General features: G+C 46.7%; 12 protein-coding genes. 1 reads left to right on the top strand and 11 read right to left on the bottom strand.

The genetic code is table 11. From position 1 onward, the window contains the following. Genes GJU87_RS04455 through GJU87_RS04420 form a run of 8 tightly spaced genes read right to left on the bottom strand, consistent with a single transcriptional unit; the run spans position 1 to position 6,460 of the window. A complete protein-coding gene (locus GJU87_RS04455; protein WP_153638398.1) occupies positions 1-915 on the bottom strand; it encodes a respiratory chain complex I subunit 1 family protein in 915 nt (304 codons plus the stop codon). Beyond that, positions 916-4,047: a proton-conducting transporter membrane subunit gene (locus tag GJU87_RS04450; RefSeq protein WP_153638397.1), complete on the bottom strand. Its 3,132-nt coding sequence runs from the start codon at positions 4,045-4,047 to the stop codon at positions 916-918. It abuts the gene before it with no gap. Next, positions 4,041-4,412: a sodium:proton antiporter gene (locus GJU87_RS04445; RefSeq protein WP_153638396.1), complete on the bottom strand. Its 372-nt coding sequence runs from the start codon at positions 4,410-4,412 to the stop codon at positions 4,041-4,043. Before GJU87_RS04445 ends, GJU87_RS04450 begins: the two co-directional genes overlap by 7 nt. Beyond that, complete coding sequence (gene mbhE / locus GJU87_RS04440) at positions 4,413-5,117, bottom strand: hydrogen gas-evolving membrane-bound hydrogenase subunit E (protein WP_153638395.1); 705 nt, start codon at positions 5,115-5,117, stop codon at positions 4,413-4,415. Continuing rightward, positions 5,104-5,355, bottom strand: a complete 252-nt coding sequence (locus GJU87_RS04435) for a hydrogenase subunit MbhD domain-containing protein (protein WP_106542106.1) — start codon at positions 5,353-5,355, stop codon at positions 5,104-5,106. The genes mbhE and GJU87_RS04435 overlap by 14 nt, the downstream gene beginning before the upstream one ends. Next, a complete protein-coding gene (gene mnhG, locus GJU87_RS04430) occupies positions 5,352-5,711 on the bottom strand; it encodes a monovalent cation/H(+) antiporter subunit G (RefSeq protein ID WP_153638394.1) in 360 nt (119 codons plus the stop codon). The genes GJU87_RS04435 and mnhG overlap by 4 nt, the downstream gene beginning before the upstream one ends. A gap of 1 nt (position 5,712) precedes the next feature. Continuing rightward, a complete protein-coding gene (locus GJU87_RS04425; RefSeq protein ID WP_153638393.1) occupies positions 5,713-5,973 on the bottom strand; it encodes a monovalent cation/H+ antiporter complex subunit F in 261 nt (86 codons plus the stop codon). Continuing rightward, positions 5,966-6,460 carry a Na+/H+ antiporter subunit E gene (locus GJU87_RS04420; RefSeq protein ID WP_153638392.1) on the bottom strand — a complete coding sequence of 165 codons (495 nt, stop codon included), beginning with the start codon at positions 6,458-6,460 and terminating at the stop codon, positions 5,966-5,968. Before GJU87_RS04420 ends, GJU87_RS04425 begins: the two co-directional genes overlap by 8 nt. A gap of 203 nt (positions 6,461-6,663) precedes the next feature. On the opposite strand from GJU87_RS04420, the gene GJU87_RS04415 reads away from it, so the two are divergent. After that, the gene (locus tag GJU87_RS04415) at positions 6,664-7,359 is read left to right on the top strand and encodes a Crp/Fnr family transcriptional regulator (RefSeq protein WP_106542110.1); all 696 of its coding nucleotides are present in this window, start codon (positions 6,664-6,666) and stop codon (positions 7,357-7,359) included. A gap of 4 nt (positions 7,360-7,363) precedes the next feature. On the opposite strand, the gene GJU87_RS04410 is transcribed toward GJU87_RS04415, so the two are convergent. The 3 genes from GJU87_RS04410 to GJU87_RS04400 form a co-directional block, all read right to left on the bottom strand. Further along, on the bottom strand, positions 7,364-11,197 hold the full coding sequence (locus tag GJU87_RS04410; protein WP_194831438.1) for a translocation/assembly module TamB domain-containing protein: 3,834 nt from the start codon (positions 11,195-11,197) through the stop codon (positions 7,364-7,366). A gap of 16 nt (positions 11,198-11,213) precedes the next feature. After that, the gene (bamA, locus tag GJU87_RS04405) at positions 11,214-13,031 is read right to left on the bottom strand and encodes an outer membrane protein assembly factor BamA (RefSeq protein ID WP_153638390.1); all 1,818 of its coding nucleotides are present in this window, start codon (positions 13,029-13,031) and stop codon (positions 11,214-11,216) included. A gap of 237 nt (positions 13,032-13,268) precedes the next feature. Next, on the bottom strand, positions 13,269-14,462 hold the full coding sequence (locus GJU87_RS04400; protein WP_153638389.1) for a saccharopine dehydrogenase family protein: 1,194 nt from the start codon (positions 14,460-14,462) through the stop codon (positions 13,269-13,271). Positions 14,463-14,556: the final 94 nt, after the last annotated feature.

Genomic DNA, 14,556 nt, shown 5'->3' with positions numbered 1-14,556 from the left:
TTAAAAGTATTTGACTACCAGGATGGCGGCCACCCCAATTAACAGCGGGATACCCAGGTACCACCGCACCGACTGGTCGACACGGAAACGCGGGTAAGCGATTCCAACAAATACCGACCACATGTATATGAAGAAGGTTTTGATAACCAGTTCGCCCCAGTTGGTAGCACCGCCAAACAGCAGGTTCATGAACAGGATGAGCTTGGCTGCCGGGAAAATGGCCCGGTTGAGCTGCAGGACACCCAGCAATGCTGAATGGTACTCGGTTGGCGGGCCAATCGGAATTTCCTGCGGTGCAATAACCACGTCGAATGGTGAGCGTCCCATCATTGCCAGGAACGACAGCATCATCGCGATAGCAGCCAGCGGATTGGTAAAGAGCGTCCAGTGAAGGATGCTTCCCTGCTGAGCAGCGACGATTTCGTGAATATTCAGGGTATGATACTGAACAGCCAGAGCCAAAACCCCCAGCGTCAGCGGAAGTTCCATGGCTGTAGTCTGTGCCAGTCCGCGTGAAACACCCAAAGCAGAATAAGGGTGACCACTTTCGCCGGCTCCCAGTGCCATTCCCAGTACACCAAAGAACTGGAAGTAGAGCACAAAGGTTAAGTCACCGGCGAACGAGAAGTTATCGAATACCGGCGAGCCGTAGATAACAGGCAGGAAGAGCAACAAGCCAATTCCTCCGGTTAACCGGAAAACCGGGCCAATGTAATACATGATCCCATGGGTAATCCGGGTACGGAATGTATAGTTCTTAATTAAGTCGATGTATGGCTGGTAAAACCGTATGCCATGCCGGCGCCCTACCCTGGCTCCAATCTTGCGAACCACACCGGAAAGAATCAATCCGTAGTTGGTCACAATAAACAGGGTGAGCAGCGCATATAGTATTTTCGTTACAATAGTTCCCATTTAAAAACCTCCAAATGATATTAGGTAGATGATAACGATGAATGCCATAATGTGAACCATATAGGTCTGTCCGTCACCGTTGTAGATTTTCCGGAATTTATCGCCTGCAGCGTGCGCCCATTCGGCAACACCTTCCCACCAGCCGGTGATTTTCGGTTCTACCAGAATACCAAGGGCTTTGCGGTAGTGCGCATAGAAATTATAGGCGTAATGTGAAGTTTCCGGTTTGAACGGACGCTCAGCAGCAAATACAATGTTGAACTGTTTCACTTTCTGTGCCCGGCGGTTATTAATGATTAGCCAAACCAGGGCGACCAGGAAGATGGTTATCACGATATAGAAGATGACCAAACCATTCCAGTAACCATAAGTACTGGTGGCATGCTGGCCGGTCCACTCCAGCGCTCCTACCGGGAAGTATGGCGTGATGATCTTACCAATCGGCTTGAGCAATGAGTTCGGGATAGCTGAGAAGTACAGCAATACGCCAATAATCATGTATTGCGGAACCAGCAACCAGAACGGAGCCTCTTTTACTTCACGATGCTCGTCCTTCAACTGACCGAGAAAAACGGTGTGAATTAACCGGAAGACATAAAGGAAGGCTACAATTCCTGAGAAGAAAATCAGGGCTCCCTGCAGGTACCATTGCTTCATCATGATGGCGTTGTAGAAAATCCACTTTCCGGAGAAACCGGATAACGGTGGCAAACCAGCCAATACGATGATACCGATGAGTACCGAGAAGAATGAGAACGGCATCCGCTTAATAAGTCCTCCCATGCGGTACATCTCTTTTGTTTTCACGCGCCATACAACTCCGCCAATAGCGAGGAAGAGCAACGATTTAAACATGAAGTGAGTCACCGAAATAGAAATGGCTGACAACCATCCCAGGTGCGACATCAGCGACAGACCGAACAGGATATAACCGAGCACGCCTACACTGGAGTAAGCCAGCAAACGCTTGGCATCTTCCTGGAAAGCAGCCATTAGGTTACCCATGACGGCGGTGATGGCACCAAGCCAGCCCAGCAGGTAAATCACGCTGACGTCTCCTCCAATCAATTGGTCGCCCATGGCCAGGAACAATGTTACCAGACCGAAAACACCAGCTTTCAGCAGGATGGCTGACACCATGGGAGAAACATCTGTTTCTGCTTCGGCGTGTGCACCCGGCAGCCAGATATGCAATCCAAGTGACGCGGTTTTCGTCATAAAACCAACTGCCAGCAGAATGAATACCCAGGTCGGATAAACCAGCACATGTGAAAGCGTACTCATATCGAGGTTGAACTGTCCAACCGAAGCGATGGCAAAACCAGCCAGCATCAGGTAAGCTCCTCCCATCGAGAAGATCATGTAACTCAACGCGTGCGGCATCGATTTCTTACCACGAATGATGAGGAAATAGGAACCAACGGTCATCACTTCCCATGCGTAGAAGAATGCGATGGTGGTTTTTGCTTCAATCAGGCCAATCAAACCGGCAAACATCATCAGGGCAAACGGATAAAATCCGCGACGCTGACCTTTGTAAGCATAACCGGCAATCAGGGTTACGATACCTCCCACCATGAAGATGGCGCCAAACACCGCTCCAAAACTGGAAAGTGTTGGGTAGAGGTAATAATAGTAGTATGCCATGGCCAGAATAGCCAGGGTATTTTTTACATACACCGGAAGGAAGTCAATCAGCACGAATGCCAGAGCGACCGCCAGCGGGATGTAGTTAATCACTTTTGCATAAGGATGAATCGAGCTAACGAAATAGCCAATCACGAAGGTGGCAGCTCCGAAGACAACTACCGGCAATACCTTGTTCCATTTTACTTCGAAAGAAGGCAGTTCCGCATTGTCCAGTTTCAGTGCATAGCCCAACCAGCGGAAGAGGTAAACACCTTCGAGCAATGAGCCAAGCAGCACGCCAATAATCCAGAAATACTGGTTTGAAGAAGCCAGCTGCAGCATCATATCCCATTTTCCGAAGAAAGAAGGGAACGGAGGGAAACCAATCAACGTGAAAACGAATACGCCGAAAAGAATCATCAGCAAGCGGTTGTTACGTAATACAGCCCACTCTTTGATTGACGAACGCTTGACGATTCCGGAAATCCAGAACAATCCGGCTTTCGCCAGGAAGTGACTAATCAAAATGCTGTACGCGATGAACGTAGTGCGATCACCCAGGAATTCAGAAAGTCCCAGGATGGTCACCAGCAAACCAACTTGTCCGATAGATGAATAACCCAACAAACGATTCGGGTTGGTTTGTTTCAGGCCCATCAGGTTCGAACCAATGAAGGTAGCCAGACCAATGCCGGCCAAAACCATATGGAACTGCGGAGTTCCCAGCGGCAACAGTTTGTACATCACGAAGAATGATGCAGTGGCTGTTCCGGCCGAAATCAATGCAGCAATGCCCGAATCGGCACTTTCGTATACATCCAGTCCCCAACCGTTAGCCGGGAAAGGTTTCAGTTCGAGTACAATGGAAATCAGTACAAAGAAGACAGCCACTCCAAATCCTTTCACCGAAAGGGAATGAACGGCCAGGAAATCATCGATATTCAGGGTACCGGTAAAATAGTACATGAAAATGATTCCCAGCAACAGGATTCCGGAGATAATTCCGGTGGCCAGCATGTATTTAAAGCCAGCGGCGATGGTCTTCAGGTTTTGACTGAAGATAATCAGACCGGCCGTTGCGATGCTGCTGATTTCGAGAAATACAAACAGGTTGAACAAGTCGCGGGTCATGATGATCACATTCAGACCGAGAATCATTCCCATCAGGGTGACATAACCGTTCGAACCAATTTTCTTCAACTTATCCCAAAGATAAACCGCTCCGAAAAATCCGGCCACGTTTATCAGGGACGTAAACAGTGCTTCCTCTTTTCCCATCAACAGGTTGATGGAGAATGGCGGTTGAAAGCCTGCGGTATAAATATACTCGGCAGCCCTGTCGTACAACCAGAAACCGGCCAGCCATTCGAGGGAAATGAAGGATGCAAAACCGAGCGCCAGCAGTGAGAGGAAGCCAGCCGATGAGTTCATTTTCTTACCAAACAAACCCAGGCCAAACGCAACTCCCAGCAACGTAGCGATGATGTAGATAGGTGCTACCATTTCAAGTCTTTATAATTTTGAATGTTCAACGTTTTCTTTTCGTTATGAAGCTTCATGGCGTAAACCAGCATCAAAGCGGTTACACCCAGGCCAATCACGATAGCTGTCAATACCAGCGCCTGTGGCACCGGGTCAACAATCTTATGTGCGGTATCGGTTTGCAGATCGGGCTGGTTCAGAATCGGAGCTGTCTTGTTTCTCACGTAACCCAGCGCCACAATAATAATGTGTGTGCCCGTGTCGAACAGTGAGAAACCGATCACCATCTTCAGGATATTCTTCCGGGTGAGAATGCCCCAGATTCCGATCAGCAGAATCAGGAAACCAACGACCAGACTGATATATTCTATACTAAAGAGTTGCATTTATCCTTCTTTTTGAGATTCTTTCAGATTACGGACGATACCGGTCAGTTCAGAACCAACTTTCAGTCCGATAAGAATGTAGATAATCGGGATGGCGCCGGCACTCAACAGCGTACCGAATTTTCCCATCGCCAGGATATGGTTATCAAGGAATCCGCCGGCCAGCAGAACACCTAACAGGCCGATGAAAACAAAGGAGATTCCCGAAATCGATTCAACCACCGAAATCACTTTGTGGCTGAAATGTTTCTGCGGTCGTGACAACAGCAGGAGCGCAAATGCCGATGCAATGACTGCACCTCCCTGGAAACCTCCACCCGGAGTTAAGTGTCCGTTGATGAAAATGTACACGCCTAAAAGCAGAATCATGGGAACCAGCAACCGTGAAGCCGTTACCAGGATTTCTGTCGATTTGAAGAAAACCGACCGGCTATCTTTCGTATAGGTTTCCGAAGCCTTCAGAAAAAGGCCGATAACCGCAGAGGCCAGAAACAGGATGGTTACCTCACCCAGCGTATCGAAACCACGGTAGGTAACTACCACCGCCGATACGAGGTTGGCTGCTCCCACCTCTTCTTTTCCGTAGTTGGCATAATGCTCAGCAACACCGGTCAACGCGTCTTTCGCTTCGTACGAGTGCAGAAGTGGAAAAATCGCTGCGGCAAATCCGAGCAATACCAGCAGTATTAAACTATTCCTGAGCATTATTTCGTCTTATTTTATTATACACATAGAAGAAAATGAGGGTTGTCAAACCACTTCCAATCGACGCTTCGGTCAGCGCCACATCAGGAGCAGCCAGCAACACGTACAGCACCGATGCAAACAGACTGGTAACACCTGCCGCAATGATGGCTGTTTTCAGGTCCTTATTATACACCGCGATGACAGCGGCCACCAGCATAATAATTCCCAGTACAATGGCTATAATCAGATAAATCATTGGGCATCGTTTACAGGTTCAACTTCTTTGTTTTCGATATCCTCTGCCAGACGGTCAACCGTTGTCTTATCCGAAAGCGGCACACCCGAACGATAAGCATTCCGTGCCAACACGTGCGATGAAACCGGGTTGGAGATACCAACAAACAGCATCAGGATGACCAGTTTTCCGACCCATCCGGGGAAAATGAAAATCAATCCCAGCAGGGTGAGGACAGTTCCGAAGGTTGACGCTTTGGTTCCCGTTTGGATGCGATTGTATAAATCGGGCATCCTGACCAGACCAAGCGCTCCAATTAAAAGAGCAATCGAGCCCATCAGGGTAATCACAGCGCCAATTATTTTCAGTATTTCCATATCACAAACTTTTTTCAAGGAATTTGGCCACAACAATTACCCCGATGAAACTCAGCAAGCCGTAAACGACAGCCACATCAAGGTATATAAGCCGGTTGGCGAAATACGATATCAGGGCAATCAGCCCGATGGACGCAATGGTCATTACATCGAAGGCAATCACGCGATCAGCGGTATTCGGGCCTTTGATGAAACGGTAGAGCGAAAGCAGTACCGAAAGCAGAATCAGCACCACGCTGATGGTAAGAATTGTGTTAACCATAAATCACCTCCAGGTATTTTTCGAATTTCTGAACAATGTCTTTCGTAGCTGCCTCAACATCCTTATCTTGTACATCGATCCAGTGGATGTAGAGGTACTTCTTCTCGATAGCCAGAGTAAAGGTACCAGGCGTAAGTGTGATGGAATTGGCCAGAATCATCCGGGCCATTTTTGATTTCAGTTTGGTCTTTACCTTCACAATCCCCGGGTTGATGGGAAGCTTTGGAGAAATCACCCGGCGGGTAACATCCAGGTTCGATTTCACCAACTCAAACGCAAAAACGAAGAGATAAATGAAGGTGTAAAGAAACGCTTTGGGGGTAAGCCGCATATCGGCAAACACGTCACAACGCGCACAGAAAAACATCGGAATAACCAGCGAAACGATTAAACCGGTGACGATAATGGGCGTCGTAAAAGTGCCGTTTAGCAACAACCAAAATCCAAACAGAATCAAGAAAGAAATTCCTATGTTCTTAAAATTCATTGGTTTGTTGTTTTATTTAATAACCTAAATATCTTGATGTAATAATACCTACATATATGGATGCTTATAGGAAATCGAATATGACATTCAGAAAGTCAAAAAACCAAACATACATATGTTGAAATAGCCTTGTGTACATCTGTAAATAGATGTATGTTTACGCGCGAATTATCACATGAAACGGAGAAATTGTAAGGAGCTGAATGATTGACAATAGCACAAAAACATCATGCCTTTTATGCCAGAATAAGTCAGCCTGTTTTGAAAAACTATCGGAAGAAGAGTTGCTTTCGGTCGATGAAAGACGGGTTGAATTGCACTATCGCAAAGGGGAAGTTATCGCCAAACAGGGCTCATTTGTCACCCATATATTATTCCTGAAAAAGGGACTCACTAAAATCTATCGGGAAATCGATAAGGACAATAACCTCATTCTGAATTTCTACCCGAGTGGCAAACTGATGGGGCTTTCGTCATTGTACATGAACAGCATCCTGCAGTTCTCCATTGCAGCTGTCGAAGATTCCGTGATTTGTGCCATGGATATCCACATTTTTGAGAAGTTCGTGCGCCAAAACGGTCAATTTGCGGCATCCATCATTCATGCCATCAACCAACACTTTGCACACCGTACCGAAAAACTAGTCTCGCTGACACAGAAGCAGATGAACGGCCGTTTGGCAGAAGCATTTCTTTTCTTCGCCGACCAACTTTACAGAAGCGATTCGTTTCACCTCTCTCTTACACGGAAAGATATCGCTGAATTTACAGGGATGTCCGTGATGAGTGTGGTACGGGGAATCAAGGACTTCAAAGAGAACGGAATTCTGGAAGACAGCAATGGCGATATCACCTTGCTGAAACGCGACATGCTGGAAAAAATCAGCCAAACCGGTTAGTCCACTATTTCCACGACTTTTTAATAATTAAATCAAAACCCGAGTTTGTCGCCTGATTGGTTGCCTGCAGATACAACCAACGCAGAATTTGGTATTCCAGGGTAATCTTTTCCGGCGCAATAATTTTAGTCTTCTTATCGAGAGCAAAAGTCCGCTGATACCCCAGGTACAGGTTCCTGGTAATGTATTTTCCAACGGTAACGCTGCTGGATGACCAGTTTTCACCTCCGGAAATCTCCAGCACATCGAGGTTGAGTGTCGACTGCAGCGCATCTTTCAACACCGACGACACCTGACCTAGCGCCAAATTCTTTGCCACACCGGATGCACTGTTCACGCTCGAGCTTTGTGCTGAAGTAAGCTGATTGGATGACCGTCCAAACAGAATATACGACAGGGCATCTTGCTCGGTAATTTGCTGACCATCGAGACGAAACTCAAAGTTTGGTTCAAGCGCTCTTCCGGTTATGTGCAGAGTAATTTTCCTCAGCTGTTTCTCTACGTCTCGGAAGGAATAGGCAATGGTAAAATCAACCATCGGGTTAATCTCATCGCTTCCCGTAAAGGTTAAACTACCCGATTCAAAATCGAATCGTTTGCCATACATCTTATAAAACCCGCGCTGCACACTTAGTGTACCAAAAAGATCAACCGGTTTTCCTTCCTTCACTGCACGTAAATCTCCTTTCAGTTCAAAGTTCATGTCCTTCCCTTTGATCCAGAAGTTTCCGGGAATGCTGACCGTAAAAGTTCCAGTCAGTTGACGATAAAAATCAACTGACTGGAAAGCTGAAATCGTATCATTTACAGTCACCTGTTTCTTACCGGTTGTATCCGTTACCGACGCATCGTTTATGGCCTGCACTAACAACGGCGGATTTGGATCGTTCGATTTTACCGCCATCCTGGCTCGCAGGGCATCTGCATTCAAGTGTGCCTCTTCAACAGTCAGATTTCCGGAGAATTTGGGCTGCTGCGGAGTTCCCTCCAAAAGCATATTTGTATTGATAACCGCATCCAGCAGGTCGGAATTGGCCACTGAGAATTTTTCACCACTGATATTCAAATGAATGTATTCCGGCTCAGCCCCCAATTGCGATTTCAGCTTCACATAACCATGCATTCCCAGGTATCCCTTTCCGGATTTCATCCCAAGGGTATCAATGGAGAACCGGTTTCCCTGAAGCCCGCTTCGTAGTATAATATTCCGATAGCTCAACCCGTACTCTTTATCGTCAAACTGCCCGTTATCAAGATGTACGTGCCCACCAATCTTGACATCGTCGATGGTATTCGAGAGCTGCACATTGGCCGAAAACAGTCCGCCAACTTTCATGCCCTGCTGAGCAATAAACCGGTTAAAACGTGCTATTTCCAGACTATCAATCCGCAGGTAACCATGCACCGGTTCGGTTTTCCGAAGCAGGTAAATGCTGTCGGCAAATGAAAGATGCAACGGGAGATCCAACTCCGCGGTCAGGAGAGAATCCTTTTCACCCAGCACACCCAACTGCAATTTCAATCTCTCATCCTGAAAATTCACATCAGCTGCAATTTGTTTCAGACTGATGGTGTCGAGCGCCGGCTTTTGAATATCCAGGAAACCCTGTATTTCCGGTTTGGTGCCACTACCAGTCAACCGGATTCCGGACGAAACAATTCCTTTTAAGTTTTGCGGAACACCTTTGAAAGGAGGAATTTGCGACAAATCAACATTATCGAGAGACAGGTTTAAATCTTCATTCCCATGAAAAGCGAAACGGCCGTCCAGCGCGATTTTTTGCTTAGCCGACGCCAATACCAGGTTCCTCACCACAATGGAATCACCGGACGGAATTATCGAAGTCGAATCGCTTCCTCCATTCCATTCCGAGTGGATCAAACTCAAATGGAGTCGCTTCAAATCAACCCGGAGAGCATTCTTAAAAAAGACGTTTGCTGCCAAATTTGCCTTCAGCGAATCATTCATCACCAAATCAACCTGATTATCCAGACGTCCATTTTTAAATTGAGTTTTCAGTCCTAACGATTGCATGGCAATACCGCCGATATCCATCGAGCTAGCCTGCAAATCGGCTTTTCCGCGGTAAAGACTGTCCTGAAGTAATGCCTGGACTTTTCCTGCCAGCACCCCCACTGTAATGGAATCATACCGGAGATGTTGCAGATCGATATTTCCCGCAAACCGGAGCGAATCAGCCGGACCGGTTACTCTTCCGGAAATGGTACCGGTCATTTTCGATGGCGGCAATCCGAGTGGTTTGGCCAGACTATTAATATCACGAGCCTGAACAGTCAACGAAAAGTCGTTACTCAAATGAATGTTCCCCTTCCCCTTCGCGAACAGATGAAAGGCCGGAACCTCGAAGAGCAGGCTATCCAATTGGTAATTGCCAGCATTGTAACGCATCCGGGTATGAAAATCCGTCACCGGTTGCCCCAACAGAATCGTATTGTTTGACCGTATTTCCGCTTGTGCTTTCAAATCGTTCAATTTCATCCCTGAGCCCTTCAACCGAAGATCCAGATTCACATCTGATTTCAAGGAATCTTTCGGCAGGAAATCAGCCAGGTCGACATGCCTCAACCGGGCATTAATTTGGTAAGCAGGATGGGTAAACAGCTCTTTAAGATGAGCTGTACTCTCTATCTTTCCAAGCCATGCATCCGCATTCAAACGAGCATCTACATTCCCGGCTCGTTTGTCCAGGTTCACGGAGAAATTTTTCACGGTATAACCGGAATAGTGAGCATCGTTTAACTGTCCATCCAGCTTAACACGATTGGTTTTTATGTCAAAGCCATCACCAACGACGGCAAAACGTCCGGAAATCAATGAATTCAACGTGCTATCTCGCGTCCAGGTTGCTGCATTGATACTGTCGATTTTTAGGTGAAAGTTGTACTGCGGATTCGTGCGCAAATCTTTGAACCAGCCCTCGAGGGCAAGGCGCTGCTGTGCCTCATGAACCTTGAGTTGCATCTGGTTTTGCTGCATGCCTCCTTTCAGCAAAAGCTGAATATTAGGCTTACCGTAAAGAGGCTGCTTAATAAACGGCTGCAAATCCGCCAAATCAAGCGGTTGAAAAGCCAGCTGCAAATCAGCTAAATTGAGTGAATCGAGCGGCAACATTCCGTTACTGGTCATCCGCGAACGAGTGGTTTGAAAGTGCAGATCGCTCCACTTCAACCGCCGTTTCACCATCTCCAGTTTTCCCGTCAGGCTGTCGATTACTGCATCCGGTTGTTGCGTTTGCAGGTGAAACTGCTTTAGATTTAGCGCCAAGTCTTCCGGTTCGAACCGGACAGATAATGCTAAGCTAAGCGCCAATTTGCGCGGAATAATCGCGACCGTGTCAATCGGGACGACCGTTCCCTGAAAGTCTTTCAGACGAAAGTCGGATATATTAACCGTCCAACTACTTCCGCTTTTCGATGTCGAATCCGGCTGCACTTTTGTCGCATCTGCCGGAAAAATGTGCTCCAGGTTCCAGGTCGAATCTTTTTTCTGCACAGCAAAAACACGAAGTTGCGCCAACCCGACGTAATCAACGTTCACGTTCTTTCGGAGGACAGACGCCAGAGAATATTTTACTTCCAGCTTTTGAAAAAACAACAATGTTGTATCATTCCGCGAAAGCGAAAAATTCGTCAGGTAAAAATCTCCCAAAAGGTTTCCCCGGATGGAATCGAGTTTCACTTCAGCATGCAGCATCTCGCTCCCTTTTGACGACACGACGGATGCCAGCCATTGATTCAGCATCCCGGTACGGATCATCAGCAGTCCGGCAAGAATCAGAATAATGATTCCGCCAACGATCCAGCTTACTATTTTCACGATTCTCCTTACCATATTAAAATGCCTGTCCGATAGAGATGAAAAACTGCGTTCGAAACTTATTCTCAAACACTGGTGTCGCTAAATCCAACCGAATTGGGCCGATAGGCGTCTTCACCCGAACTCCCAATCCGACATCATATTTGAGGCCTCCCAAGTTGTAGTTAAATGCTTTGGGCCACACATTTCCAAAATCCATAAAAGCGGCGCCTCCAAAGATTTCGTAAACCGGAAAACGAACTTCTGCACTTCCTTCCAGCACACTGTTACCACCAATCGGCACCCCATTCTCGTTTACCGGCGAAACCTGATTCCGGCCCCAACCCCTCAATGAGTTCGCGCCTCCGAGCAAGAAACGGTCTTCCAACGGACTTTGTCTGTCTCCCTTTATCGGCCGAATAACACCGGCCCGTAACCTTGCAGCAAACACCCAATTCTCGTTGAACGGAATATAGTGCCGGACGTCTGATTCTACCTTGACGTAGTGATATTTCGACTGAAAACCAACGCCCATGTACGTCACGTACGTGTCAAGCTTCCAGCCGTCGGTCGGATCGAAAACGTCGTTGGTTGTATTTCGGCTAACGCCTACAGTGATTCCTGATTTATTGTGAATCGAGTCCTGCGGATTGACCGTTGAATCGACGGCTGCCGCAGCTTTATTGGTCAGCCGGTCTTTTTCCAGCGAATACATCAAATAGCCGGCAGTACCGGAAGAAAATGTTTGCTGAAATGTGACGCCGGTTCCCAGCCGGTCGACTTCAAAACCGGTTTCATTTTCACGGATATAAAACGGGTTCAGGATAAAATCGAGGTTATCGCGAAAAATATCAGGCTGAATGAACTTGGTGTCAAAACTGAACGGGAGAAAATGAGAGTGCTTCCCATTGAAAATCAATCGCCGGGCGCCTCCCAGAAAATGTAACCGGGTAACTTCAGCCGATACCCTGATCCGATCTTCCGAACCATATCCCACTCCGGCCTGCAACGACCATCGCGGATTCTCTTTCAGATACACGGTAATGGGAATACTGTCGCCCTGAATGCTATCGGTCTGTGCCCGGACAACCACATAGCTGAACAGTTCGGTATCGAAAAGCTTTTGTTGTGTTAGCTGCAGCTGCTTTTGCGAAAAACGGTCTCCAGGAGAAAACTTGAGTTTGTTACGAATAAATTTCTCCGGAACCAGTGAATCTCCTTTAAGGGTTACTTTTCCGAACCAAGCTTTTGGACCCGGTTTCACCCGAAACCGGAGATCGACAGAATGTGCCGAAGTATCGACCTGAATATCACGCTTCACACTCACCAATGGATAACCTCTATTGGTATAAGCACTGGTCAGTTTGTCTTCCGACTGGTAAACATCCTGATCGACAAATCTTTTTCCTACCTTGACAGGAAACTTCTTTTGCGCGTCATTTATAATAGTTGAATCTAAATGCAACGAATCATTGTGTACTTTCACCTGATTAATGAGGTAAGGTTTCCCCTCTTTAATTTGGATCATGACAGTGATTCTCCTACCCACCCGGTTCGAATCCAGGGAATAATGAATCGCCGGATGCAAAAAACCATTTCGCTGATAATAGCTTTTCAACCGCTCGATATCGTCGTCAAGCGTATATTTAGAAAAAGTCGGCCCCGGCTTCCAAAACTGTAACTTATCGAGAAATGTCGGACTTTCGGTGTTCATTTGCCCGGCAAGGTCTTCGTTGCTCAGCGTGGTATTTCCTTCGAATACCACCTTCTTAACTACCGTTTTTGTTTGAGCGAATGACTCAAACGGCAAGAGAAGAATAAACGTCAATAAAATAACCCTGAAGACTCCCGGCATATAAGTGATTTTGATCGATTTCAAAAGGGTGAACCAATCGCTGAAGTGACGACAGTGAAACACTGCTGTAATCACCCATTTTAAACGGTTGAGACACTAATTTAGTTCAAAAAGTGCCAATCGGGAAATAGGCTTGAGAAGACTTGCTGAAAAATAAATGATGAAGCCAAAACCAGCACAAAAAAAAGAGCCGCCTCAGAATGAGACAGCTCTCTTATCTTATTATCGTCGAATTTTTTACAACTCCAAATCAACGTCATACAATTCATTCCATGGTAAACCGTGTTGGTTCAGTTCTTCCAGGAACGGATCCGGATCGAATTGCTCAACATTGTATACGCCGGGCTTTTTCCATTTTTCCTGCATAAACATCATGGCACCAATCGTCGCCGGAACGCCTGTTGTATAACTAACAGCCTGCATGCCAGTTTCCTTGTATGCTGCTTCGTGGCTGCAGTTATTGTAAATGTAATAAGTCTGCTCCTTACCGTCCTTCAATCCGCGGATACGACATCCAATTGAAGTTTCGCCATGGTAATTCTCGCCCAAATCGCCGGGATCGGGCAATACAGCTTTCAGGAACTGAATCGGAACAATCTCCTTCCCTTCGTACATGATGGGCTCAATACCAGCCATACCGATATTCTGAATCACCCGCAGGTGCGTCAGGTACTCCTGGCCAAAGGTCATCCAGAAGCGGGCCCGTTTGATGGTCGGGAAATTTTTCACCAACGATTCCAGCTCTTCATGGTAAATCAAATAGGATTCTTTCGGGCCAATATTCGGATAATTCAACGGCTTATGAATTTCGTGTGGTTCGGTCAACTGCCAATCGTCATTTTCCCAGTATTTTCCTTTCTGGGTCACCTCACGAATATTGATTTCGGGATTGAAATTAGTAGCAAACGCTTTACCGTGATCGCCGGCGTTACAATCGACAATGTCGAGATACTGGATTTCGTCGAACACGTTTTTAGCCGCATGCGCAGTGAAGATACTCGTCACACCCGGATCGAAACCGCATCCCAAAATAGCAGTCAGTCCCGCTTCTTTGAAACGATCGTGATAAGCCCACTGCCATTTATACTCGAATTTGGCTTCATCCTTTGGCTCATAGTTGGCGGTATCGAGATAGGAAACACCCGTTTCGAGACAGGCATCCATGATCGTCAAATCCTGGTAAGGAAGAGCGACGTTTACCACCAAATCAGGCTGAAACGAACGAATCAATTTCACCAGTTGCGGTACACTATCAGCATCCACCTGAGCCGTTTGGATCCGGTTTCCACCAATTTTTTCAGCAATCGCATCACATTTTGATTTGGTGCGGCTTGCCAGCATAATTTCCGAAAATACCTTTGGAAGTCCGGCCATTTTGTGAGCAACCACTGTTCCTACACCTCCGGCGCCAATGATCAAAACTTTACCCATCAAAAATATCTGTTTATTTAGGTTCAACAATTCTAAAACAGCGCAAAGTACGCATTTTTTCAAGGCAAAAAGATAGGGAATTTAAAACAAGAAT

The sequence above is a fragment of the Prolixibacter sp. NT017 genome, from assembly GCF_009617875.1.
GTDB lineage: Bacteria > Bacteroidota > Bacteroidia > Bacteroidales > Prolixibacteraceae > Prolixibacter.
This window is presented reverse-complemented; position numbering and strand designations above follow the sequence as displayed.

Excerpts from the sequence above, each read along its gene's own strand:
- GJU87_RS04400 (WP_153638389.1), bottom strand. The coding sequence starts at position 14,462 with ATGGGTAAAGTTTTGATCATTGGCGCCGGAGGTGTAGGAACAGTGGTT.
- GJU87_RS04445 (WP_153638396.1), bottom strand. The coding sequence starts at position 4,412 with ATGCAACTCTTTAGTATAGAATATATCAGTCTGGTCGTTGGTTTCCTG.
- bamA (WP_153638390.1), bottom strand. The coding sequence starts at position 13,031 with ATGCCGGGAGTCTTCAGGGTTATTTTATTGACGTTTATTCTTCTCTTG.
- GJU87_RS04420 (WP_153638392.1), bottom strand. The coding sequence starts at position 6,460 with ATGAATTTTAAGAACATAGGAATTTCTTTCTTGATTCTGTTTGGATTT.
- GJU87_RS04425 (WP_153638393.1), bottom strand. The coding sequence starts at position 5,973 with ATGGTTAACACAATTCTTACCATCAGCGTGGTGCTGATTCTGCTTTCG.
- GJU87_RS04415 (WP_106542110.1), top strand. The coding sequence starts at position 6,664 with ATGATTGACAATAGCACAAAAACATCATGCCTTTTATGCCAGAATAAG.
- mnhG (WP_153638394.1), bottom strand. The coding sequence starts at position 5,711 with ATGGAAATACTGAAAATAATTGGCGCTGTGATTACCCTGATGGGCTCG.
- mbhE (WP_153638395.1), bottom strand. The coding sequence starts at position 5,117 with ATGCTCAGGAATAGTTTAATACTGCTGGTATTGCTCGGATTTGCCGCA.
- GJU87_RS04435 (WP_106542106.1), bottom strand. The coding sequence starts at position 5,355 with ATGATTTATCTGATTATAGCCATTGTACTGGGAATTATTATGCTGGTG.
- GJU87_RS04455 (WP_153638398.1), bottom strand. The coding sequence starts at position 915 with ATGGGAACTATTGTAACGAAAATACTATATGCGCTGCTCACCCTGTTT.
- GJU87_RS04450 (WP_153638397.1), bottom strand. The coding sequence starts at position 4,047 with ATGGTAGCACCTATCTACATCATCGCTACGTTGCTGGGAGTTGCGTTT.